Genomic DNA, 24,670 nt, shown 5'->3' on the forward strand with positions numbered 1-24,670 from the left:
AGTGCGTTTATGTGAGTCACGCATTATAATTGATACTGTATATCATTACTCCTTTCTTCAGTGAGCCTTTAGCGGCTTACTTGCATTTTAAGTATAGGTAATCCAAGTATTTCATGACCGAAATTACAACACACCAAGCTTCTCGCAGGCGCTTACTCATTGCGCTTGCAATAACATGCTCATTTATGATCATACAAGTAATTGGCGCGTATTATGCTAATTCGCTTGCTGTATTAGCTGATGCAGGACATTTGTTTGTGCATAATAGTTCGCTATTTATTGCCTTAATTGCTTCAAGTTTTGCTATTCACTTAGCTAAAACTTTCAATGATGGCTATCAACGGGCTGAGTTAATGGGTGGGCTTATTAATGGCATTTTATATCTCGCAATTAGTTTGGTGATTCTATATGAAGGTGGGGAGCGATTTATTCATCAGCATGAAGGTAACGAACTTGAGATAAATAGTTACTTAATGTCGGTAATTGCGGGGCTGGGCTTTTTGTTCCACGGTGCCGCTGCTTGGGTGTTATACAAGGGACGAAAAGCAAGCATTAATGTTTATGCCGTGTTCTTACATTCGTTTTTTGATTTGATTTCTACTGTGTCCACTTTTGTTGCTGGTGTATTAATATATTTCACAGGCCTTGCGGTCATCGATATTTTATCGAGTATGCTTATAGCGTCGTTTGTATTGTTTACGGGCATTAAAGTAATTATAAGTTGTATTAAAGGTTTGCGTTTAAATAAAGCAAAACTTCCTAAGGTAGCAGATATAGAAAGCGAAATCACAAGCATAGAACACGTACATAATGTACATAATGTAACTGTAACACGTAATTACGATGGCCTAGTCGTGGGGGCTCATGTGGTACTCAAAAAGCACTGTACTATTGAAAAGCATGACGAAGCATGTCGCTTAAAGGTAGAAAATCTGCTTGCTGAAAGATTTAGAGTAACGAGTAGCGTACTGCAAATTGAAAGCCATGAATGCCATCATATTCACTAGAGTTTATTAACCTTCAAAGTTAAATTCCAACGGCCTACATGGTGCTTAGGCAAGACAGTGCACATAAGGTGTGTACCTTCACAAATAGTTGATAACGCATAATTAATGCAAGCAGACGCGGCCCCAAAGGAATCTCCCGGGGCAGTTTACTTCTTGTTGCTTGGCTTTGGTTTTCTGTTACACAGTGTAAAGGCTGAAGAGTAGTGCAGGAGTATTAGCCAACCTGGTGCTGCGATTAAACCGCTTTAAGTTTTAACAAACACTAACCCACAAAGGTCATTAGAACTTAGTGTTAGTGGGGGGGAGGGTTTATATACCATGTTAGTTGCTTCAAATAAGCTCAATAATTCTGCTAAAGCAACTATTTTCATTAAGCGCTTCGGCGCTCATTGGTTTTGCAAAGTAATAACCTTGAAGTATATGACACCCTTCATTCGATAAAAACTCCATTTGTTGGCGGTTTTCGACTCCTTCAGCAATACAATATAGGTTCAAATTTTCAGCTAAAGAAATAATTGTTTTAATAATTGACTCGTCTCCTTTGTCCTCACCAATACTATTTACAAAACTTTGATCTATCTTTATAACGTTAATTGGGAATTGGCTTAAGTAAGTCAGCGATGAATAGCCTGTACCAAAGTCATCAAGCAATAATTTAAATCCTGCTGCTTTTAATTTTTGTAACTGCTTAGCAGCTTTCAGTTTATCTTCAAGCAATATAGTCTCTGTAATTTCGAGCCTCAGTTGCTTTGGCAGAATACCCGCGTCTGCTAGTATGCATTGTAAACGTTCGGTTATATTCTCCTTTAAAATATGTTTTGGTGATAGGTTTAAGGAAATATAAAATAATGGATTGTCATTCAGTAGTGGCGCTAATTCAATAAGTGCGCGTTTAAGGGCTAACTCAGTTAAGCGCTCGATTAAACCGGTTTCTTCTGAAATTGGAATAAACACTGCGGGTGAAACAAATTGCTCTTTGTTTTTCCAGCGCATTAGTAGCTCTACACCATTTATTTTTCTTGCTTCAATATCAACAATTGGCTGATAATGATTAAAAAATAAGTCGGCTTTTACTGCATCTTTTAAATCATTTTCGAGCATTAGCTTTTGTTTTATTTGTTCGTTCATTTCATCGCTAAAGAAGCTAAAACCATTCCTGCCATTTTGCTTTGCTTGCATCATAGCGACGTCTGCGTTACGAATTAAAATGTCGGTTGTTATTGCATCAAATGGGTACAAAGCAACGCCTATACTGGCAGAAATATTAATCGCAAAGTCTTCAATCATCACTTTATTTGCTAATTCTTTACTAATTAGCATAACTGTTTCTTTTAATGAGTCCTGAGATTCTACATTTTTAATAAGAACTAAAAACTCATCTCCACTTTGGCGGCCAAGCTGTGCATTTTCGTTAAGAATATTACTCACCCGTTCAGTAATATTACAAAGAAGCTTGTCACCTACAGCATGACCAAAAGAGTCATTTACTGGCTTAAACTTATCTAAATCTATAAATAAGAGTGCGCAATGTGTATTTGAACTTTCGGCTTGTTTAATGGCTTCCTCAATTTCTTGATACATTAAACTACGATTTGGCAGTTTTGTTAGTGCGTCGTAATTGGCTAAATAACGCAGCTCATTTTCAGCTCTTTTTTGCTCTGTTAGGTCAGAAATAACAATTACATAGTAGCTTACTTCTGTTGTACTTTTTGCTACAGCAGTCACATTAATATGCACTGGGTGCTTACTGCTTTTAGCTGTTTTTATTAACGTATCAATATGCCAGTTTTCAGTTGGTTGCAATTTTTTAAGTATTTTTGCGAACTCTTTACAGTTTTCTTTACCAATAGACTTTATAAATAGTTTCGGGCTAATATTTGTAAATTCCTCTGAATCAGAGAACGTTCTTATAAAACTATTATTTGCTGAAAATGGCATTAAATGATCGTCTAAAATCAGTAACCAATCGTTTATTTGGCTAAATGCTTCACCTAGTATTTTGGCTTGTTCTTCATTGGCACGCTGCTCTGTAATATTGGTATAAATACCAGATACATACAAAGGTTTGCCTGTTTGAGTGTCAAAAATTATTTGGCCAGTGTCTTGATACCACAACCACTGCCCATTTTTATGGCGGAGACGATATGTTAATTGCCAATTTTTATTTTTACTTTTTTTGCTTATAAAGCTTTGCCATTTGGTTTCAAATCGACGCTTATCGTCAGGGTGTATAATAGAATAAAACAGCTCTATCGATACTCGTTCTTCAAGGTTCTCATAACCCAGTTCTATGCCGCGTAAGGTATTTACAGAACCATCTTCAAATCGAAAATCCCATATTCCACTTTTATTATTTTTAAGAGCGAGCTCTGTTTGTTTTTTCGAATTTATAGTGTCTGTATGCGCTTGTTGAATAACATTTTGGCGGCTACGGTATTGCCAGAAAAATAAAGCGAAGAGACTTAACATAACGATAATATAGGTGAATATCGCAAAGGGTGACTTCCAAGGAGCATAGGCTACATTCATGCTCAGCTTAACTGGTTGGGCTTTAATTACACCATCTTTAAAATGAGCGTTTATGGTTAGAGTGTAGCTTCCTGGTTGAAGTTTAGTAAAAAACACCTGATTTGATTTTAAGTTGTCATAGGTAAGTGATGTTGGGCCATCAAGAACCACATCATATAACGTTTTATTTGTATCTGGGTAAGAAAAGTCAGAAAAGCTTACCGTTAACCCCATATCATCATGGCTCAATTTGAGTGGTTGATTACTGTATGCAAGAGGTGAAAAAGGTAATTCTCTTGTCAATAGACTGACATCTGTAATTGCTAATTTATGTTTTTTAGTTGTTGCTTTTGTATTAAAATCAGCAGGATTAAAAAGCAGCGCGCCTGCATTACTACCCAATATTATTTGCCCATTATTCAATTTTCTTTGTGTGTAGTCTGTAAATTTATTGGTGCTTAAACCATCTTTAACAGAAAAACTTGTAACATTAAGTGTATTGAGGTTTACCTTGTAGAGCCCATTCTCAGAGCTTGCCCACAGGTAATCATTTTCATCAGGCACTAAAGACAAAATTGAATTAGAATTTAAAGAACTTTTAAGCCCCAGAGAATGTTTAAGTTCATAGCTTTGTGGGTCTATGCCAATTAAGCCTTCATGAGTAGTTGCAAGCCATAAAACATTTCTTTTTAAGTCAAGGTAATAACTATCTACAGTGTAATAGATGTCGTCTCTATTCTTTGATGACTCAAATATTTGGGTTAAGCTTTGTGTTGACTCGTTATACCTATATAGGCTGTTGGTCATACTAATTAAAAGTTCGTTTGGGTGTGTTTCTATTGGCGGAAGGAACACATAGGCATATACCGGGTCTAGAAAGTTTTTAAGTCCTTTAACAACCCTTATATCACCCGTTTTTTCGTTAAATAGGTAAAAGTTTTTGTCGTTTGCAAATGCATATTGATGAGTGCCAATTTTGGCAAAACCAAAAACAGTTGGTTGAGTAAGTATATCGTTATTAGTACTTAAATTTGATACTAATTGCTTACTATTTTTATCAAACAACTCAAAACCATTGTAAGAATATAGCCATAAATATTGGTTGTTTCCAAGAGAGGAAGCAAAAATATCATAAATTGCTGACGAACCAAACACTGCTTTTGCGTCAGTTGAGTTTAAAAAAGTACGCGTGGTTTTTGTTTTAGGGTTGTATTGAGCTAGGCCATCGTTTGTGCCAAACCATATAGTATTATCTTCGTCTTCGTGAATTTTGTTTATAGTATTATTGACGGGCAACTTAATATTTTTAAATCGTCTTGTATTAATGGGCCACGTGAATACCCCTTGGCTTCTTGATGATAACCAAAGTACTCCTGTTTGGCTTATTGTTAAATCGTCAATTGAGTTATCGTTTATATTAAATTTACTTTTTTCATAATTTAATATGAACTCTATTTCGCCGTTTATTCGGCTAAAACTAAATAATCCTTTTTCTGTTGCTATAAACTCACCCTGCTCAGAATTAATGTAATCCCAGATATTAAGATCGGGAATAAGCGTCGTTATTTTAGAGCTGAGTACAAGGTTATCTTCTGAAAATGCGAATTTATACAGCCCTTCTACCGTGCCAACTAGAAGGCCAAGCTCTTTATCTACCTGTAAAAACTTTACATTGATGTTGTCTATTGTTGTTTTTTCGACAGGGTGAAGCGGTATTTCTGTAAGCTGATTACTAACAAGGTTGAACGTGAATAGCCCATCATTGGCACCAATGAAAAGTGTATTATTGTGTAGTGTTAGAGCACGTATATACGACGTTTTTTTGGGTAAAGCCGCTGTTTGTGTGAAAGCTCCAGTGATTTTATTGTAAGTGAGTATTTGGTTATCAATTGCTAAGTAATAAAGTTCGTTTTTTTCGGCCATTGCTGAAACAGGTGAATAAATTTGTTTTTCTTTATCGAGCTGTCCTGAGTAGATTTTTTCTGTTTTTAAAGTTTGCGGGTCTATTAGGTATGCACCAGCTATATCAGTAGAAACAAGTAACTTACCGTCTTGTGTTTTTAGTACTGTAAAAATGTAATGTTTGTCTAGGTCAAAACCACCGTCGAATGTTTCAACATTATAGCCATCAAACCTATTTAGTCCTTGTTGCGTAGCAATCCAAATGTAGCCAATCTCATCTTCTTGTATTTTTACTACGTAATTTTGTGAGAGGCCTTCATCGGTAGAAAGGCGTTGTAACTGTTGGGCATAATTTTGCGATGCAAATGCATTGGTCATACACAACATTATAAATAAAACAAAAAGGGATAATTTACTTATTGGCACTGATGACCGATCTCCAAACATGTATTGCTTTGTACAGCTAAGTGTTAAATATAGCACAACTTTTATTTTTTATTACAAATAAAATACTGGGTAAAACAATGTAAATTTAATGCAATGAACTAATGTTTATTATTATTTAAGAGCTTTAGGGAGGTCTTAAAATGGCTTTAACAAACATACAAGCTAAAGATAGTCTCTTACTGATCATAGATATTCAAAAGCAACTTTCCCCTATGATTAGTGATTTTCAAAGTCTTTTAAAAAATACGCTAAAATTAGCGCAGGCATCCTGTGTTTACGACATACCAACACTTATCTCAGAGCAGTACGTCCAAGGATTAGGAGAAACCGACAACAAAATTAAATCTGTTTTACCGCGTGCTACGTATTTTAATAAGGTGCATTTTAGTGCTTGTGAAGAAGCTGGCTTCTTAGATAAGTTAATTAGTTTTAACAAAAAAACGATTGTTGTAGTGGGCACTGAGGCGCACGTGTGTGTTTTACAAACGTGTATTGATTTATTAAAAAATGGATTTGAAGTGGTTTTAGTAATAGATGCAATAGGCTCTCGTAATGCTGAGCATAAAAGTATCGCAATAGAACAGCTAAGGCATGGCGGAGCGGTAATTTCATGTGCAGAAATTATTATATTTCAATGGACAAAAACTGCAGCTACGCCTACGTTTAAGAAAATATTACCTATAATTAAATAGGTTACTTGTATATAGTGTAAATTAAATGTTTATTATTATTAAATTTTAAATTATTCATTGATAATATCGGTACTATTTGGCTGTATTTGTACTAAGTTAAATGTATTAGCAAAATTAAAAGTTAGGGTCTTTATGTCTAGTGTTAGTCGTTTATTAACAGTTATTTTTGTCATCTTATTCGTCGAATCTATAGGATTAGGCCTTTATTTTGGTACGTTAACTCAAGCATTAATAGTTGGTTTACCGTTGTGTTTACTTCCAATATGGCTACTTAAAACTCAAGAAAATAACCCTATTACACCCCACATAGTTGCTGCTGCAATTATGATGTTTTCTTTTTTGCACATACAGCAAGCATTTGGCTTAATTGAAGTGCATTTTGAAATTTTTATATTAATGCCTATTTTAATTGTTTTTGTTCAGTGGCGCGTTTTTATTACAGCTATCTTGTTTGTCGCGGTCCATCACCTTTCTTTCTACTACTTACAAACCCAAAATACGGGCTTTTATGTTTTTGACCCTGATAGGCTTGCTTTTAGTACTGTGATTATTCATGCAGCTTATGCAATAGTTGAAGTGCTTGTTGTAGGTTACATAGCAATTACTTTAGAGAGAGAGCGCCGGGCTGGAACATCACTTAGCTCAGCAACTGAGCAAATCATGGAAAACTCTGAGCACATCAAACTATCTCTTAGAGCCGATTACACGCAAAGTGAAGCCGTTGTTGGTTTTAACACCTTGCTCGATTACTTATCGGACGTTATTAAACAAGTTAAAACTCAATCGTATTCTCTAAAAACCAATTCCGGTGAATTAATTCAAGTTCATGATCAACTAGCGAATGGTGCACATCAGCGAACTCAGCAAACAGATGATATAGCTAATTCGGGTGCTCAAGTTGCGCATGGTTTCAAATTAGTAGAGCAAGAAAGCGAAGTGTTGAAAACACAAGTAGATAGCATCACACAATCTGCTAAAGGGGCTTTAGACGACGTATTGCAGACCGACAGTAAAAGCAGAGAGCTACTGAATTTGTTAAATCATACAGAAGAGCAAATTAACCAACTCGTTGCTGCCGGCGATGTCATTTCAAGCTTATTAAACGAAATATCTGGGATTGCTGAGCAAACAAATTTACTTGCGCTTAACGCAGCCATTGAAGCCGCCAGGGCTGGCGAGCACGGAAGGGGCTTTGCAGTTGTAGCGGATGAAGTACGATCATTAGCAAACCATAGTAAAGCAACTACAGACAAGATAGGCCTGACTCTTAAAGACCTTGTTACAAATAGTAAAACATCTACCCAATCAATGACTCAGTGCGTAAGCTTTGTTGTTGATTTAACTGAAATAAGCACTGCAATGAAAGAAAATATTTCAGCAATGAGTGAACAGATAAAAGCGGTATCCAGTAGTACTACCTCGGTTGCACAAGTTGTTTCAGAGCAGGCTGGTAATACAGAACAAATTGCTAACAGCACAGACCAAATGCGCCAAAACCAGTACGAAGATTCCAATATTGTTAAGCAACTCACCGACAAAGTTCAGTTAATCGACGTGAGTATTGACGTACTTGAGCAATCAATTGCTAAATTTAAGTAGCCCACATTTTTTAAAGTTTATAATACTAGCCTGGTTAGGATTCGTTATATCAGGCTTAGTTTATTTTCAGGTTAGCCAGCTAAAATCGTTTGATAGTGACAGAGTACTATTACAGGATGGTTGGTTTTTAAGTTTTAAAAAGCAGCTAGGGTTGAATACGCAAATACACGAGGCGTCTTTAGTTCTTGTCATAGAGCAAAACTGTGGTTGCGCGAAGCAGGCTAAAGCACACATTACCGCACTTAAACGGTTTGCTGACGAAAAAGGCTTTAATATTATTCAGCATCCATATTCAGCTAAGTTACAACACGTTATTCCAGCTACGCCAGCCGCAGTAATTATGGATAAGAATGGCGAGTTTGTTTATGCGGGGCCATTATCCGAAGGATTGGCTTGTTCGCAGGGCAGTGGTTTTGTAGAAACGGCAATGACTAACTTAGTTGCTGGGTTTAACTCAAAATTACTCGTAGCAGATACTAAAGGCTGTTATTGCAAAAATAGGGTTTAGCTTCAGGGGGCCGCTTCCTTAAAGTAAATTTGTTGAGTGTTAAATCACACTCTATTTTTTCAAAAAGAGCCTAACTGAGTAGTCAGTAGTTTTATGCAAGTGATTTATATTTGTGTTAGTGCACACTTTTGAGTGAAAGTTTTATTAGTCAACTCTCAGATGAACTAATCTATATTCACTAATTATTAGATTTTAATGAGCAATCTATCAATTTGAATCAATGGCGATACTAAATAAAATTGACAAAAGATTAGGGGAACAATGAGTTACCAATTCTTGTATGAGAGTTTACTCTAAAGTTATAATTGGGTTTAAAATAAAATTAAAATAACGCTCTAAAAATTATTGATAACTATTACTATTTAGATTAATATAACTATATTGAAAGTAATTAGAGTGGTTTGTAATCATGTACATTTGTCTATGTCACGGTGTCACAGATAAAAAAATTGAACAAACAATTGATGATGGTGCAACAACTATGCGTGAGTTGGCAAAAGAGCTTAATGTCGGCAGCCAATGCGGAAAATGCTGTGGTTGTACTAAGAAGATTTTGAATCGCAAGCTGATTCAAATTGCAGACATAACTGATCAAGTCGCTTAATTATTTTAAAAAATATTACATAAAAAAAGCAGCCATATGGCTGCTTTTTTTATGCTTATAACGTGTTGTTAAAGTTGAGATTGAAGATAGTTTTCTATACCTACATTCTCAATGAGCTGTTGCTGTGTTTCCAGCCAGTCCATTTGCTCTTCTTGCTCGTTTAAAATATGGTCGAGTGCTTCTCGGCTAATGTAGTCTTTTTTACTTTCAGCTAATTTAACCGCAGCGCGAAGTTCGTCTATAGTATCAAGCTCAAAGCTCATGTTAGCAGCAATCATTTCTTCGCTGTTTTCACCAATACGTAAACGGCCTAAGTCTTGTAGGTTTGGTAAACCCTCTAAAAATAAAATACGCTCAATTAAACGATCGGCGTTTTTCATTTTTTGAATTGACACTTTGTAGTCTGCTTTATCAAGCTGGCTAAAACCAAAGTCTTTAAACATACGTGCATGTAAAAAGTATTGATTAATTCCGACAAGTTCATTAGCAAGTACGCTATTTAACGCTTTAATTACCTCTAAGTCGCCTTTCATAACTTTAGCTCCTGCTAACCAATTTGAGATTGATGGTAATTTTCTGAGCCAATTTTTTCAATTAGGCCAAGTTGTTGTTCTAACCAGTAAACATGATCTTCTTCTGTATCGAACAATAGTTTTTGGAGTATTGCACGAGATTGATAGTCTTGCTGTTCTTCACAGATGGCAATTACATCTTTTACGCAGGCAACAACTTCTAGTTCGAGTGTTAAATCATTTTGCATCATGCTTTTAACATCGTTTCCAATAAGCAAATCACGACGCTTGGTAAGGTTTGGGACACCTTCTAAAAATAAAATACGTTTGATTAACCAGTCAGCATGATCTTTTTCTTCTTCCATTTCATGATTAAGGCGCTCATAAAGTTTATTTAAACCCCAATCATCATACATGCGAGAGTGTATAAAATACTGATCGATTGCAGCTAACTCGTTGGCGAGTAGCGCATTAAATGCGTCGATTACTTTTTGATTACCTTTCATGATATGCCACCATAGCTTTGTTAATTATGGCTAGTGTAGTGTAAAACCAAGTAATTGCAAGTTTTCTCTATAAAAATCATTGTGTTACTATTGGTTTTGATTCTTATTTAAGTTTGCATTGTTGCTTGCTTTATAGGCTCTCTGCGTTTTGGGCACACAATCAATTTTTGCTTGAATAAGAGTAGCTTGAATATATTTAAAACAGCTTAGGTAATCCGGGTGTCGTAATTAACTTTATAGCGCTGAACTCAGGTGCAAAAAATAGCAAACCACATTAATAGTTTTTAATTCAATTATATTTTTTGTTTATTAATCAATTAAGCTAATTAATGTATGGCATACTCAAACACACATTAATTTCATGGTGTGTAATACATTATCAGCACCATAAATACTTACTGAACACATATTTTAATTTAACAATAGTGCAGCACACTTAGGGTCACAACTATGAGCAAGTCAATTATAATTCGCGATGCGAAGCCAAGCGATGCCAAAATTATCTTAAATTTTATTACAGAGCTTGCGATATATGAAAAAGAGCCAGATGCGGTCAAAACAAATGAGCAAGCTATTTTAGATACATTATTTAGCGAAGGCGCCACAGCGCACAGTATTATATGTTTAGATGGCGATGAACCTATAGGCTTTGCAGTTTATTTTTACAATTATTCTACTTGGCTAGGTAAAAACGGTTTGTATCTTGAAGATTTATACGTAAGTCCAGATAGCCGTGGTAAAGGTGCTGGTAAAGCCATAATGAAGCATTTAGCTAATAAGGCGTTGAGCAATAATTGTGGTCGTTTTGAGTGGGTTGTTTTGGATTGGAATAAGCCTGCAATAGATTTTTATGACAGTATAGGTGCAAAGCCCCAAACTGAATGGATTATTTATCGTTTAACGGGTCAAGAGTTAATAGATTTTGCTAAATAGTTAAGTTCCGATTGTGGCTAGCAATGGTTAAAAATTTATTTAAACTTTGCGCTGGTCACTCATTAAAAGAGCTATTTATGATTTCATCTTACTGGCAAAAAGCACGTCAAAGTCGCGATCACCGATTTGATGGTCTTTTTTATGTTGCGGTAAAAAGTACGGGTATTTACTGCAGGCCTATTTGTCCAGCGCCTACTGCGCTTGAAAAAAATGTTATTTATTATGAGTTTGCTCATAATGCAGCGCAAGACGGTTTTAGGCCTTGCATTCGTTGTAGGCCTGACAGTGCACCGGGAAGTGCGGCTTGGCAAGGGGTCAAAACAACCGCTTTGAGGGCAAAGCAGCTCATTGATCAATACGATGAACATGATTGCGAAAAGTTAGCTGAAAGGTTAGGAGTGAGTAGCCGATATTTAAGACGTTTGTTTAAACAACATTTTGGTTTGTCGCTTACGCAATATCGTTTATTTAAGCAATGTCATTTTGCAAAAAAGCTGATACAAGAAACGCATTTATCGCTAACCGACATTGCATACGCGGCAGGTTTTAAAAGTACAAGGCGATTTAACGATGCTTTTTTCAAACAATTAAATATGACACCATCAGCACTGCGTCAAAATACCAAAATTCAAAGTACGTCACTTACCTTAACCCTTCCTTTTAGGCCTCCTTATAATTGGCTTGCTTTACGCTCGTTTATAGAAAAACGTTTAATTAAACCTGTTGAATGGATTTCGGCAAATAGCTACGGGCGTACGTTTTCAAATACGCTTTATAAAGGATGTTTCACTGCCGAATTTATCGAAAGTAAACATCACTTTAAAGTAAAGGTAGAGATAGACGACACGCAATATTTGCAAACAGTTATAAATAACATACGGCGGGTTCTAGACTTAGATGCTGATATTAATTTAATAGAAACTCATTTAAATACAAACATAAACAATGCATTCACACTGTGTAACGGACTTAGGTTGCCAGGTATTTGGTCAGAGTTTGAGGCTGGTATTAGGGCTGTGCTAGGACAACAAGTAAGCGTAGCCGCAGCGCATAGCTTAGTCACTAAACTAGTTGATGAGCTCGGAGAAAAAGACGTAAACCATGTGTATTTTCCGAGTGCCGAACAGGTAGCACAAAGCAGCTTTGATTTTTTTAAAATGCCACAAGCGCGCAAAAATGCGCTACATAATTTAGCTTTGTTTTGCACCAATAACCCTGGCAATAGTGACTTAGATTTATGGCTTGACTTAAAAGGAATAGGCCCATGGACTGTGAACTATGCAAAATTAAGAGGGCAAAGCCAACCCGATATATTACTTGATGGTGATTTAGGTATTAAAAAAGCACAAGCTGCGGCAAGTTCGTTTAACAGTGAAAAGTGCACCCCATTTCGTTCCTATTTAACGTTTCAACTTTGGCAGCAACTATCATGATTATTCAAACATACATAACAAGTCCCATAGACAATATAATAATTCAAGCAACTACAAAAGGGGTGAGTTACGTTGGCTTTTATCCGCTTGAAACCTACCCACATGTGCCTCTTGCTAAAGTAACTAATGAGCCGATATTAAGCTGTGCGCTGCAATTAAAAGAGTATTTTAATAAAAAGCGTAAAACATTTAATGTTCCATTGGATACTAAAGGGACTGAATTTCAAAAAAGTGTATGGAACGCACTTTCAGATGTTCCTTACGGTAAAACCAATACGTATGGTGATATTGCTCACGCATTAAATAACCCAAAAGCGGTAAGAGCGGTGGGGGCAGCTAACGGTAAAAACCCAATTAGCATTATCGTGCCTTGTCATAGAATTATTGGCGCAAATGCAACGCTCACAGGATACGCTGGTGGACTCGAAAGAAAACGCTGGCTCCTAAAACACGAAGGGGTTTTGTGAATTAGTAGCCTTAAGTTTTGTATCATATATTATAAAGGTTACACTATAAAAAATACTCTAATAAAAAATAGCTATGCAATTTAATACACTATTTTATATATTTATCTTTTTATGCATCGTACCTATTAATGTTGCAAACGCCGCTGCTAAAAGGTTGCTTTTTTGCTATGAAGACAAGGAAATTGCGCCAATGTTTTTAGGTGCAGGGCAAGAGATCCCGACTCAAAGGCCCGGAGCTTCGGCAGACGTACTCCGGCTATTAGATGATGCAGTTGATGGCGTTGATATTGAGTTTGTAAGGAAACCTTGGCGAAGGTGCTTGAAAGATCTTGAATCAAATAAAGTAAATGCAGTTATTGCTAGCTTCAGAGAAGGCAGAGAGCGAATAGCCGTTTACCCAATGGATGAAGATGCAAAACCTAATGCTCAGTTTGCTATTAGCAGGTTTGGCAGCTGCTTGTTAGGTCGTGATAAATTTCGATCGCAATGGCAATCACGCGATAAGTTTAATACCAAAACATTTACAATTGCTGTGCCAAGCGGTTATGGCTTGAGCGCTGTTTTAAAAAAAGAACCTCTTTTTGTTCACGAGACGGTGTCAAAAGAAAGTGCATTTGAGCTACTTAACAAAGGGGTTGTGGACTCAAGCATAGATATTTGCCAAGTTAATAAAATTAAAACGTCTAGTTACCCTTATAGTGACACCGATGTAAAAGCACTATTTCCCCCATACGAATTTACGCTTGGTTATTTAGTTTTTTCGCATCAATTTTATGAAAATCATCCGACGCTTAGTCATAAAATGTGGCAGTGGGTTAGTGAATTTGATTCGGCTCCTATCTACATTGATTATTTAAATTCTGCCAAACAACCTCAAAACTAATACTTTAAATCATAAGCTTATTTGGCGTTTGAAATTGGTATTCAGTGCATATTAGGGTAGCATAAGCGCACTTTTTGTAACTTGGCACCATCATGGCTCAATTATACTTTTACTATTCTGCAATGAATGCGGGAAAATCTACCACCTTATTACAATCGGCTTTTAATTATAAAGAGCGAGGTATGGAGCCAGTTATCCTTACTGCAGCTATTGACGATAGAGAAGGTGTTGGCAAGGTTTCGTCTCGAATAGGTTTGCAATCAGATGCACATGTATTTGATGCAAGTAAAGATGTGTATGAGTTGATTCAATTGCTTAACAATGAAAAAAAGCGCCATTGTATATTAGTCGATGAATGTCAGTTTTTATCCAAAGAGCAAGTCATGCAGTTAACTGATGTAGTAGATGAGTTAGACATTCCTGTGCTTTGCTACGGTTTACGAAACGACTTTAGAGGTGAGTTGTTTGTTGGCTCTCAATACCTACTAGCTTGGGCTGATAAATTAATTGAGCTTAAAACGGTGTGCCATTGTGGGCGCAAAGCCAATCACGTATTACGTACCGATGAAAATGGTGATGCCATTGCCGATGGTAATCAAGTTGAAATTGGCGGCAACGATCGTTATGTATCGGTATGCCGCAAACATTACAAAGCCGCTTTAAATATGGGCCGATAACGCGTTAATAAAGGTGTCTATATCTTTTCGAGTTATCCCTAAATGCGTAACTAGCCTGAGTTGTTTACTTGGGCTTATTAGAACACCTTGCTGTTTTAGCTTCGCAGCTATATCTACAATATTAAAATCTTCATCACAAGATGCATACACCATATTGGTCGTATTACTCATATCTACGTTAAAGCCTTCAAGTGAGCTTAAACATTCAGCTAGGTAGCGCGCATTAGCATGATCGTCTTTTAAGCGACTTATGTTATTTTCAAGCGCATATTGCCCCGCAGCAGCGAGCATTCCGGCTTGTCGCATACCACCACCAAGTACTTTACGCCATCGCCTAGCTTTATTTACCAACGAAGATGACCCCAATAATAATGATCCAACCGGTGCACCTAACCCTTTAGATAAGCAAATAGACACAGAGTCAAAATGTTTCGTTATTTGTTTAATATCAACTTCTAACTCAACTGATGCATTAAACGCACGTGCGCCATCTAAATGCAGAGCTAAATTATGCTCATTAACAAAGTCCCGTGCTTGGGCAAGGTACTCTAGGCTAAGTACTTTACCGCCAATGGTATTTTCTAGGCTTAGTAATCGCGTTTTTGCAAAGTGGCTATCGTCTGGTTTAATTGCAGCGGCTATTTTATTGAAATTAATGGAACCGTTTTGTTCGTTTTCTATCGGTTGTGGCTGTATAGAGCCTAGAACTGCTGCACCACCACCTTCAAATTTATAATTGTGCGCACTTTGGCCACAAATATATTCGTCCCCACGTTCACAATGTGCCATTAAACCAAGTAAATTTGCTTGTGTTCCAGAGCTGCAAAAAAGTGCGGCTTCAAAATTAAAACGAGTAGAAGCGAAGTTCTCTAGGTTATTTACACTTTCATCGTCGCCATAAACATCATCACCGACTGGTGCACTGTACATGATATCGCGCATTTCTTTTGTTGGTTTGGTGACCGTATCTGAACGAAAATCTATCATATTTTTCCTTTTTCTTATTTAATCAAGTTCATTACAAATGTGTTCACGCGTCTCTTTATCAAAGTAACTCCAAGCAAGAAATCGGCTAACTTTTTGCCCTTGAGCCATATCAATAATTTTATATTCCGCAATTGGGTATGTTTTTAGCTTTGCTTCAAGTGCACTAAGTGAGTCTTTTTTTGAGACTAAAGATGTAAACCACAATACTTGTTGTGCAAATTCTTCACTTTCTGCAATCATTGTTGTGATGAATTGTACTTCACCACCTTCGCACCAAAGCTCGTTGTTGTTACCACCAAAGTTAAGCGTTTTACTGGGCGCTTTTCCTAAGTTTTTCCATTTTCGTTCACTTCCTTTTTTTGCTTCTTGTTCGCTTGCATGAAATGGCGGGTTACAAAGCGTTAAGTGATATAAGTCTTTTTGGTTTATAACACCTTTAAATATATTAGCCGGTTTTTTTTGCAGCTTAACCGTTATTTTTAAGGCATTAAATTGTGCAATTTGCTTGGCTATTTTAACCGAGACAGGGTCTATATCTGAGCCAGTGAAGTGCCAGTTATATTCACTCGTCCCTGTTAATGGATAAACTAAATTTGCACCAGTACCTATATCAAGTACTTTAACCTGCTTACCTTGCGGGATTGTTTGTTTATTATCTTCGCTTAATAGATCCGCCAAGTGATGGATATAGTCTACTCGCCCTGGTATTGGTGGGCATAAGTTGTGCTCGGGAATATCCCAAAATTCAATATTATAGTGCGCTTTGAGTAGCGCTTGGTTGAGTGTTTTTACTGCTTTATTATTTGCAAAGTCAATACTTTTAGTACCTGCAGGCGTGTTAACTATATAAGGGCTTAAAGCCGGCAGCGCAGCTGTTAGTAAGTTAAAATCGTAACCGTTATTATGCTGATTGCGTGGGTGTAGTTTTGCACGTGGTGTATTTTTAGTCATGAATTTATTTTAGCAATCTATATCAATAGTTAATTGTAACAAATCCTCGTAATTAAAGTGCAGACAATTACTTTGGCATATTTAAAAATACTGGTACGATGAGTTGAGGGTAACAATAAGGATTAAGCGTGGCCATTTCTCAACAATCAATAACTATAAATTTAGCAGATAAACAAACACTGCATTTACGCAAAATATTCGATGAACAACAAAATGGTCCCATCGTATTCTTTATGCATGGTGCAGTCGAAAATGGCAAAATTTTTTATACACATAGTAATAAAGGTCTTGCTCCATTTTTAGCTGAGCACGGATATCGTTGCTATGTCGCTGATCTGCGTGGGCGCGGAGAAAGTAAGCCTGTTATATCTAAATCTGCTGCCTATGGGCAAACCGAAGCTATATTAGAAGATATTCCCGCGTTTATTAATAAAATTGAGCAGCTCGAAGGTTCTAAACCAGATTACTGGGTGGCCCATTCGTGGGGTGGCGTTTTAATGAATAGCGTATTTGCACGCTTTCCACATTATATTGATGATGTAAAAGCATGTGTTTACTTTGGTTCAAAACGCTCACTGTTTAATAATCATCCAAAAAAATTACTTCAAGCTAATTTTATTTGGTATTTTATGGCGCCATTACTTGCTAAAAAGCACGGGTATTTACCTGCAAAGCGCTTAAAGTGGGGAAGTGACGACGAAACCCAAAAGTCGCATTATCAAAGCATGCAGTGGGCTAAAAAAAAGCCTTGGGTTGATTCCGATGATAATTTTGATTATGCAAAAGCACTACGTTCACTTCATTTGCCACCTACGCTACATATTGCAGCGGTTAAAGATAAAGCATTAGCGCAGCCAGTTGATATTCAAAGGTTTATTGATGAATCTGGCCCTGGTATCCAACAAATGCGTATTTATGGTCGTCGCCATGGACACCGTATTGATTACGACCACATAAATATGTTGACTCATCCAATAGCCCGCAAAGAGCAATTTAACGATTTACTTCAATGGTTTAAGAGTCACCCTTGTTCATTAGCTTGAGCAAGGGGACTTGGTATCGTTCCCATTTACTAACGGCATTTGTATTCACTGGCTGGCGAACAGCTTGTTTGCTCAGTGTTGTGACGGCTCTTTTTTGATTGTAAAACGATAAGCAGTTTTGCTCATATTTACACTCTAAAAACTTAAAAAGAGTATTTAATTGGTCTTCAGGATTATTTACTAAGTCTTCATAGGCCAAATTAAACACAGGTAATCTTAAAGTATTCCAATGTGTCATTAGTTTTTCATATAAGCCATGGTAGTGTTTAAATTCAGTTAAAGAGCAAAAGTACGGCTCGTTCTCAGCAAAATAATTACTAAATACAGAAAATGCTGTGGCATTAACGTTACGTGATAAATTAATAAACTTAGCGTTTGGAAATAAAATATAAATCAGCCCGAGCGATTGATAATTGCTTGGTAGCTTATTAATAATAATCGGCCTTAACGGTGTCGCTGTTTTTAGTGTATCAATATAAATATTACGAGCTTGATTAATTAGGCCAGGCGTTAAATTTGCTAAGCACTGAGGATACGAAGTTTTGGTTTTTTGCTCTAAAAAGGCAACAACATTATTACTAATACTCGTGTTTTCGCCTAGGCTTGAACATTGGCTATGACTTATAAGCATTTGCTCTAGTAGAGTTGACCCGCTTCTTGGCATGCCAATTATAAATACAGGCGTGATTGTTGCGGAAAAGTCTTCTTCACGTGTAGCCAATAAATCAAGAGTATTGAATTTAATGATCTGATCATAAAAAGGGTCAAGCTCTTTGGTTGTAAACGTACTTAATTTATATTGTAGCGTATTTGCTAGCTCAAAATAGTTAAAAGCTTGATCTGTATCGTTTAGTTTATCGTAACTTTTGCCTAATGCGTAGTAACACACCATTTTAAGACGTAGGTTGTTAGTTTGAGTTACTAAGTGATGCAAATTACTAATGTAATTGTGTTCTTTATTAAAACGGCCAAGTTGTACTAATTCAAATAAAATATAGGCTGTGACAGGGTATAAGCCCATACTCAATGCGTGTGCAAATGTTGTGTGCGCTTTATCCAAATCACCATGTGTTAAATAATGCTGAGCTAAGTAATAATGTGGTTCAGGGTTATGGCTTGCTAGGCTTTTTGCATATTCTAATACGGTAAGTGCGTCCTGTGGTGAATTAACACCATTAAACGCGTCTGCCAATGCGTGAAGCGGTTCTAACATGTGGGGTAAACGTTCGCAGGCTTTTTGTAGTAAATAAACTGCGGCATCAAACTTTTCTAGTCTTAGTGCTATTTTACCTAAACCAAATAAGGCTTCGCCATTTTCGGGCTCAGTAGCAAGTATCGTTTTGTAATGAAATTCAGCTTCTTTGAGCTTATTTTGTTCGAGTAGTTTGTTGGCTTTATCTAGTAGCATAGTGGAGCATTTTATTTTTTATTTACTATAAAATAAAAAAGGCGAAATGTCTTAACATTTCGCCTTAATGCTTTCATTCTAAAAATTAGAAAGTATACGTGGCCTTAGCGTAGTAGAAACCACCGTTAATACCGTAAGGAGATGTTTCGTAGTATTTACCACCCCAGTTATTATTTGGGATACCCGTTGCATCTTGGAAATCAAGTTTTTCAGCATCTTGGTCAAGTAAGTTTTGTGCACCTACAGAGAAGCTGATTGAATCGTTCACAAAGTACGTAATTTCTGCATCAAGCGTTACAGATGCGTCTGCTGTTTTAGCTGTTGCATCGTAATCAACGTGAACACCTTGATATTCGCCATAGTAGTTAAGACGAGTAAACGCAGAGATTGACTCCCACTGTTGTGCCCACGTAAGTGTTGCACGGTGGTTAGGTAAGTCTTCTTCTAGGCGTTTAACTTTAAACTCACCCGTAATATCACTGAACTTAGTTACTTCAGTTTCATTCCAGTTGTAAGCAAGGCTAAATGTAGAGCTGCCACCTAAAATATCTGCTGTGTAATTAGCTACAACATCAACACCTTGAGTTGTTGTATCAAAGTCATTAGTGAAGAAACTAACTTGCGCAAGACCTTCAACATTAGGTACACCCGCAGCTGAAAGTGTATCTTTATCAGCTTGGCTAAGCGTAATTTTTTCAGATTGACTGATACGGTCTTCAACTTGAATGTTGTAGTAATCAACAGTTAGGAACAAATCGCCAATTGTATAAACTGCACCAAATGTATAACTTTGCGATTCTTCAGGTTGTAGCTCCGTACCACCAAGTTGAACAGCAACAGGGTTTGTTGGTGGTAATAATGCAGAATCTCTTAATACACCATCACTTAAGTTTGTTTGAACGTTACTTACGTTTGCTTGACCAACAGTTGGTGCACGGAAACCTGTGCTAATTGAACCACGAATATTTAGGTCTTCAGTTACATGGTACTGAGCCATTAATTTGTAGTTTGTTGTGCTACCAAACGAGTCGTAGTCTTCAAATCGAAGCGCTAAGCCCATTAAGAAGTCTTCTGTAAATGGTGCTTCAACGTCGACAAATGCTGCGTAGTTACGACGTGAAAATTCACCTGCTTGCGACGGTTTGAAACCAGGGAAGCCGTTTGAGCCAATGCCAAAGCCTTGCGCTGTTAATGGACCCGCTGTGTAAGATGCTTCATCACCAGAAATAACGGTGAATGTTTCTTCATGCCACTCTAAACCACCGGCTACGTTCACATCATATGCTAGGCCAAAGTCGTAGCCTTTAGATAGATCTAAGTTAAAGTTTTTCTCTAGCTGCTCGTATTTACCCGGACTAAAATCACGAGGTGTGTCTGGGCCTAAAGATGCATTAACTGTGTTGTAAATAAAGTAACGAGATTCATTTAGACCCACAGTACCGCTTAAATCATACAATACGTCTTTCATGAAGCCGTCTGTAAATTCACCTTTTGTACCAATGGTTAAAGAGGTATCAGTGATGTTGCCACCAAAGTTTGGTGTAAAACCACCCGGGATCATTTCGTTAAATGCAAAACAATCTGGGTTGTTAGCTACGCCGCTTACGTAAGCCGGGTCGTCTAATACATTACCATCTGTAATTGAAATGGTAGGACAGTTACCGCTCATGTCGTCAGTTAAGTCTGCAACAAGGAGTGTTGCGCCATCATCGTTTGAATATACACCTGAACGAGTATGCGGGTTACGATAGTAAAAGCCACCACGTACATCGCGCTCAGAGTAGTTACCAAACATGTAAAATTGTGAGTTGTTTGTTAAGTCTAGGCCTACATTACCAAAAAGTGAGATATCGTCATCAACTTCTGGTGCACCCCAAACTTGAGCAAGAGACGAAACATCAGGTACGCCTGCTGCTGCAAAACCTGCTGCATCTGGGCGTTGAACTGAACGACTCGTTGCATCTGCTGTTTTGTATTGGAAGCTTAAGTTTGCAAAACCACTGTCTGTAAACGGTAAACCTACGTTACCAGAAATTTGAGTTGTATCGCCGTCGCCTTCAAAATATTGACCTTTACGAACTTCAAACTTACCGCCTTCTGAAGCGTCTTTTAATTGGAAGTTCATTACACCTGCAATAGCATCAGAACCGTACTGAGCGGCTGCACCGTCACGAAGTACTTCTACTTGTTTAATTGCAATGCTAGGAATAACTGAAATATCGGCGCCTTGTGCACCATCGTTAATACCGCCACCTAGAAATGCGATTACAGATGCACGGTGACGACGTTTGCCGTTTAAAAGTACTAGCGTGCTGTCTGATGGTAAACCACGAAGGTTAGCAGGGCGAACTAGTGATGCTGCATCACTAATAGGGTTTTGATGAACGTTGAAAGAAGGAACTGAGCCTTTAAGAAGTTCTAGCATGTCAGTGTTACCTGACTTTTCTAGCTCTTCGCCACCTATGATATCAATAGGAACGGGTGAATCACCAATTGAACGTGGAGCTGAACGCGTACCTACTACAGCAATTTTCTCTACATTCTTATTAACTTTAACTTCGCTTTGTTCATCTGCTGCTATTGCAGAGCCCGAGATGAATAATCCGGCGGTGGTTGTGGCTAATGCAAATTTAATCGCTTGGTTTAGCGTATTATTTTTTAATTTCATTCTAAATTTCCCCAGTTAGAATAATTTTGTTTTAGTCGTACTTTAAAGCACGCCTTAATCATAATTGTGGAACGAACAGAGTGGTTTTACGCGATTGAAATATCGAATCAAAAGAGCGTAAATACTCACCTTCTGTTAACTCCTGAATACAGACTATACATAAAAAACAACAAGAGCAATTATTAATTAACTATTAAATAACAAAACTTTAATTAGGTAAAAAATCCAAAGGTGGTGCATTTTAGTGCTACTTATAACCATTTGTGTGCAGGTTAAGATATAATTGGGAATATTAATGCAGGTGGGGAGGGGTTTTCGAGGTTGGCTTTTTAAATGTCATCCTGTTTTTTTGTTTTAGTTTGCAAATTTGTTAATTTCCATGTTGCTAATTTTTCTCTATATTCATCCCACACACATGAATAACAATTGCCACTGCCGCAACATTCATCAGATTTTGGTTTTTCAGGTTTTTGTGGAATTTGAGTTGTGAAATCAGTCATAGTTAATACTTTTTGGCACTAGTTTGGTGCGAAGGATAAAGTATAGTCTTAATCAAGTAAATTATTCTTTGTTAACCCAACAGCATGTGTGAAAATATAGAAATGCGATTATATAAAGTTATTCACCGTGCTCCTTGGCGTGTAGTAAAAATTAGTAAAAAGCGTCAACAGCTTCGTTTTCGTCGTGCTATGGTGGCACTTAAAATTGCACTTGCACAAGAAAAACAAGAAACTAAAGAGATGTTGGCCATATACAAGCGTTACACACAAGGGCAAACAAATAGTGCAGAGCTTAAACGAGCGAATGAGCAGTTTGTCGATATTTTAAAAGGCCTTGGATTGGGCGTATTTGCTGTGCTTCCTTTTTCACCCGTTACTATTCCACTTGTTGTTAAGTTAGGGCGGTTAGTGGGGGTGGATGTATTGCCCAGCTCGTTTAGCATTAATAAATCAATAAAAGAACTTGATAACGAAATAGAACAATCGAATCAAGAATCAGTTAAAAAAAATATACACAATAAATAACACTAAAAACTCGACAATTAGCGATACCTTTTAATAGTGCTTATTGATATGCTCGTAAGAACAATTTTTACAAATTATGAGCTATTTAATGAGTGCATTACTTCGCAATACATCTTCTGGTATTCCTTTATCATTTATTCTTAAAAGCGAACTCTCTGATTGGCAATCAAAGCAGCCAACATTTATTCAAAATTGGCTAAACAATACAGGCTTTGAAAAGCAAGGTTTAGCGTTAATTCCCGATAGCAATTCCGGGGAGTTGTCCCAAGTAATTTGTTTAATGCAAAGCCCAAACGATTTTTGGGCTGCTGGCAATTTGGCCAATACGCTACCAGTGGGTAGTTATCAAATTCAAGGTGACGATACGTTTATAGAGTTTGTGGCATTAGGATTTGTTCTTGGTGGCTACGAATTTAGTGAATACAAAGAAAAACCGACTGTTAAAGCCGAGTTGTGTATTGGCGATGAACAGCTTTACACGCTTATCAAACAGCAAGCGGAAGCTATTTTTTTAGCGCGTGATTTAGTAAACACGCCTGCCGTTGATATGATGCCGCAACATTTATCGCAAGTGATGGAAGATTTGGCTTCAACTCATGGCGGTGATTTTTCACAATGGATTGGCGATGAATTGTTAGAGCAAAACTACCCAACTATTCATATGGTAGGTCGTGCAAGCGAGAATAAACCGCGTTTGCTTGATTTAAAGTGGGGAGCAGATGATGCGCCACTAATAACGCTTGTTGGTAAAGGTGTGTGTTTTGACTCTGGCGGGCTCGACTTAAAGCCAAGCAATGGTATGCGTAATATGAAAAAAGACATGGGCGGTGCTGCGCATGTTATTGCATTAGCTCAGCTGATTATGGCTGCTAAATTGCCTGTCCGTTTGAGAGTATTAGTACCGGCAGTTGAAAATGCGGTGTCGCGAAATGCATTTCGCCCGGGCGATGTTGTAAAAACACGCAAAGGTATTATGGTTGAAATAGATAACACGGATGCTGAAGGGCGTTTAGTTTTGTGTGACGCGTTAAGTGAAGCACAAAACGATAATCCGGAGCTTATTATTGATTTTGCAACATTAACAGGGGCATGTCGTGTAGCGTTAGGTACTGAGTTACCTGGTTTCTTTTCTACAGAGCGTGATGTAGCAAATGGTATAATTGATGCAGGAATCAGTGTGAATGACCCTGTTTGGCAGTTGCCTTTATTTGAGCAGTATCGTGGATTTTTGAAAAGTGATGTCGCAGATATGGCTAATAGTGCAAGTACACCATTTGGTGGCGCAATTACCGCCGCACTTTACTTAAAAGAATTTGTAGAGCCAACCACGCCTTGGGTGCATTTTGATGTGATGGCATGGAATTTACGTGCGCTGCCAGGTCGCCCTGCTGGCGGTGAAGCACTTGGCATTAGAGCCGTGTTTAACTATTTGCAAAACCGCTTTAATCATTAATTACCCGTAAAACATTAGCGCTATATGAAGCTTAAACTTCATATAGCTCTAGCGGTAAATTATCTGGGTCGGCAAAAAAAGTAAATTTTTTACCTGTAATTTCATCAATTCTAATCTCTTCAACTGCCACACTTTTACTTTCTAAATATTCTTTTGCTTTAGTTACATTGTCGACTTTAAACGCTAAATGGCGTAAGCCTTGTGCTTCCGGGTAACTAGGCCTTGAGGGCGCACCCTCAAACGAAAACAACTCAACTTGACTACCATCAGGCATTGCTAAGTCTAACTTATACGAATTACGCTTTTCCCTATAATGCTCGTTAATAATGTTGAGTTTTAAAATTTCACTATAAAAATGTTTAGAGCGAGGATAATTACTGCAAATAATTGCAGCATGATGAATACCTAAAAGCTCCATAAATTTATCTACCTTAAATAAAAAACGCACTAAAAAGTG

At 37.3% G+C, this 24,670-nt stretch carries 22 protein-coding genes; 13 read left to right on the top strand and 9 right to left on the bottom strand.

Going from position 1 to position 24,670, the window contains the following annotated elements; genetic code table 11:
• The first annotated feature begins 113 nt into the window (after nucleotides 1–113).
• Entirely contained in the window at nucleotides 114–1,007 is an 894-nt protein-coding gene (locus AC27JL_RS04885; RefSeq protein WP_006791624.1) for a cation diffusion facilitator family transporter, read from the top strand.
• A gap of 330 nt (nucleotides 1,008–1,337) precedes the next feature.
• Here the strand turns inward: AC27JL_RS04885 and AC27JL_RS04890 are convergent, their stop codons facing one another.
• Nucleotides 1,338–5,795: an EAL domain-containing protein gene (locus AC27JL_RS04890; RefSeq protein WP_487194975.1), complete on the bottom strand. Its 4,458-nt coding sequence runs from the start codon at nucleotides 5,793–5,795 to the stop codon at nucleotides 1,338–1,340.
• A gap of 209 nt (nucleotides 5,796–6,004) precedes the next feature.
• Here AC27JL_RS04890 and AC27JL_RS04895 point away from each other — a divergent pair, with 209 nt between their 5' ends.
• The 4 genes from AC27JL_RS04895 to AC27JL_RS04910 all read left to right on the top strand — a co-directional run bounded on the left by AC27JL_RS04895 (nucleotide 6,005) and on the right by AC27JL_RS04910 (nucleotide 9,267).
• Nucleotides 6,005–6,556 (top strand): isochorismatase family protein, encoded by a 552-nt coding sequence (locus AC27JL_RS04895; RefSeq protein ID WP_487194976.1) that lies wholly within the window; start codon nucleotides 6,005–6,007, stop codon nucleotides 6,554–6,556.
• Between the two features lie 132 nt (nucleotides 6,557–6,688).
• Nucleotides 6,689–8,155, top strand: coding sequence for a methyl-accepting chemotaxis protein (locus AC27JL_RS04900; RefSeq protein WP_487194977.1), 1,467 nt, complete (start codon nucleotides 6,689–6,691; stop codon nucleotides 8,153–8,155).
• The gene (locus AC27JL_RS04905; RefSeq protein ID WP_487195250.1) at nucleotides 8,139–8,663 is read left to right on the top strand and encodes a DUF6436 domain-containing protein; all 525 of its coding nucleotides are present in this window, start codon (nucleotides 8,139–8,141) and stop codon (nucleotides 8,661–8,663) included. The genes AC27JL_RS04900 and AC27JL_RS04905 overlap by 17 nt, the downstream gene beginning before the upstream one ends.
• A 409-nt stretch (nucleotides 8,664–9,072) precedes the next feature.
• A complete protein-coding gene (locus AC27JL_RS04910) occupies nucleotides 9,073–9,267 on the top strand; it encodes a (2Fe-2S)-binding protein (RefSeq protein WP_006791629.1) in 195 nt (64 codons plus the stop codon).
• A gap of 68 nt (nucleotides 9,268–9,335) precedes the next feature.
• On the opposite strand, the gene bfr (AC27JL_RS04915) is transcribed toward AC27JL_RS04910, so the two are convergent.
• Nucleotides 9,336–9,800 (bottom strand): bacterioferritin, encoded by a 465-nt coding sequence (gene bfr / locus AC27JL_RS04915; protein WP_006791630.1) that lies wholly within the window; start codon nucleotides 9,798–9,800, stop codon nucleotides 9,336–9,338.
• Between the two features lie 14 nt (nucleotides 9,801–9,814).
• Nucleotides 9,815–10,285, bottom strand: coding sequence for a bacterioferritin (gene bfr / locus AC27JL_RS04920; RefSeq protein ID WP_487194978.1), 471 nt, complete (start codon nucleotides 10,283–10,285; stop codon nucleotides 9,815–9,817).
• Nucleotides 10,286–10,735: 450 nt separating this feature from the next.
• Between bfr (AC27JL_RS04920) and AC27JL_RS04925 the strand changes: the two genes are divergently transcribed.
• The 5 genes from AC27JL_RS04925 to AC27JL_RS04945 all read left to right on the top strand — a co-directional run bounded on the left by AC27JL_RS04925 (nucleotide 10,736) and on the right by AC27JL_RS04945 (nucleotide 14,678).
• Entirely contained in the window at nucleotides 10,736–11,218 is a 483-nt protein-coding gene (locus AC27JL_RS04925; RefSeq protein WP_008126160.1) for a GNAT family N-acetyltransferase, read from the top strand.
• A 77-nt stretch (nucleotides 11,219–11,295) separates the two neighbouring features.
• The gene (locus AC27JL_RS04930; RefSeq protein WP_487194979.1) at nucleotides 11,296–12,651 is read left to right on the top strand and encodes a DNA-3-methyladenine glycosylase 2 family protein; all 1,356 of its coding nucleotides are present in this window, start codon (nucleotides 11,296–11,298) and stop codon (nucleotides 12,649–12,651) included.
• Nucleotides 12,648–13,118 (top strand): methylated-DNA--[protein]-cysteine S-methyltransferase, encoded by a 471-nt coding sequence (locus AC27JL_RS04935; RefSeq protein ID WP_487194980.1) that lies wholly within the window; start codon nucleotides 12,648–12,650, stop codon nucleotides 13,116–13,118. The genes AC27JL_RS04930 and AC27JL_RS04935 overlap by 4 nt, the downstream gene beginning before the upstream one ends.
• A gap of 73 nt (nucleotides 13,119–13,191) precedes the next feature.
• Nucleotides 13,192–14,001, top strand: a complete 810-nt coding sequence (locus AC27JL_RS04940; protein ID WP_487194981.1) for an amino acid ABC transporter substrate-binding protein — start codon at nucleotides 13,192–13,194, stop codon at nucleotides 13,999–14,001.
• 92 nt (nucleotides 14,002–14,093) lie between these two features.
• Entirely contained in the window at nucleotides 14,094–14,678 is a 585-nt protein-coding gene (locus AC27JL_RS04945) for a thymidine kinase (protein WP_487194982.1), read from the top strand.
• On the opposite strand, the gene ltaE is transcribed toward AC27JL_RS04945, so the two are convergent.
• Nucleotides 14,661–15,665, bottom strand: a complete 1,005-nt coding sequence (gene ltaE, locus AC27JL_RS04950; RefSeq protein ID WP_487194983.1) for a low-specificity L-threonine aldolase — start codon at nucleotides 15,663–15,665, stop codon at nucleotides 14,661–14,663. The two genes, AC27JL_RS04945 and ltaE, sit on opposite strands and share 18 nt — an antisense overlap.
• Before the next feature lie 18 nt (nucleotides 15,666–15,683).
• The gene (gene rlmF, locus AC27JL_RS04955; RefSeq protein ID WP_010556771.1) at nucleotides 15,684–16,616 is read right to left on the bottom strand and encodes a 23S rRNA (adenine(1618)-N(6))-methyltransferase RlmF; all 933 of its coding nucleotides are present in this window, start codon (nucleotides 16,614–16,616) and stop codon (nucleotides 15,684–15,686) included.
• 128 nt (nucleotides 16,617–16,744) lie between these two features.
• On the opposite strand from rlmF, the gene AC27JL_RS04960 reads away from it, so the two are divergent.
• On the top strand, nucleotides 16,745–17,659 hold the full coding sequence (locus AC27JL_RS04960; RefSeq protein ID WP_010556770.1) for an alpha/beta fold hydrolase: 915 nt from the start codon (nucleotides 16,745–16,747) through the stop codon (nucleotides 17,657–17,659).
• On the opposite strand, the gene AC27JL_RS04965 is transcribed toward AC27JL_RS04960, so the two are convergent.
• The 3 genes from AC27JL_RS04965 to AC27JL_RS04975 form a co-directional block, all read right to left on the bottom strand.
• Nucleotides 17,631–19,067 (bottom strand): tetratricopeptide repeat-containing sulfotransferase family protein, encoded by a 1,437-nt coding sequence (locus AC27JL_RS04965; protein ID WP_487194984.1) that lies wholly within the window; start codon nucleotides 19,065–19,067, stop codon nucleotides 17,631–17,633. The two genes, AC27JL_RS04960 and AC27JL_RS04965, sit on opposite strands and share 29 nt — an antisense overlap.
• 85 nt (nucleotides 19,068–19,152) lie before the next feature.
• Nucleotides 19,153–21,735 (bottom strand): TonB-dependent receptor plug domain-containing protein, encoded by a 2,583-nt coding sequence (locus tag AC27JL_RS04970; protein WP_487194985.1) that lies wholly within the window; start codon nucleotides 21,733–21,735, stop codon nucleotides 19,153–19,155.
• 329 nt (nucleotides 21,736–22,064) lie between these two features.
• On the bottom strand, nucleotides 22,065–22,235 hold the full coding sequence (locus AC27JL_RS04975) for an oxidoreductase-like domain-containing protein (RefSeq protein ID WP_475604670.1): 171 nt from the start codon (nucleotides 22,233–22,235) through the stop codon (nucleotides 22,065–22,067).
• Nucleotides 22,236–22,337: 102 nt separating this feature from the next.
• On the opposite strand from AC27JL_RS04975, the gene AC27JL_RS04980 reads away from it, so the two are divergent.
• Together AC27JL_RS04980 and AC27JL_RS04985 are read left to right on the top strand one after the other, a co-directional pair.
• On the top strand, nucleotides 22,338–22,760 hold the full coding sequence (locus tag AC27JL_RS04980) for a hypothetical protein (protein WP_487194986.1): 423 nt from the start codon (nucleotides 22,338–22,340) through the stop codon (nucleotides 22,758–22,760).
• 88 nt (nucleotides 22,761–22,848) lie between these two features.
• On the top strand, nucleotides 22,849–24,213 hold the full coding sequence (locus AC27JL_RS04985; RefSeq protein ID WP_487194987.1) for a leucyl aminopeptidase family protein: 1,365 nt from the start codon (nucleotides 22,849–22,851) through the stop codon (nucleotides 24,211–24,213).
• A gap of 31 nt (nucleotides 24,214–24,244) precedes the next feature.
• Here the strand turns inward: AC27JL_RS04985 and gloA2 are convergent, their stop codons facing one another.
• A complete protein-coding gene (gene gloA2, locus AC27JL_RS04990; RefSeq protein WP_487194988.1) occupies nucleotides 24,245–24,631 on the bottom strand; it encodes an SMU1112c/YaeR family gloxylase I-like metalloprotein in 387 nt (128 codons plus the stop codon).
• Nucleotides 24,632–24,670 lie beyond the last annotated feature (39 nt).

The sequence above is a fragment of the Pseudoalteromonas sp. 4NS20-0020 genome (genome assembly GCF_057554385.1).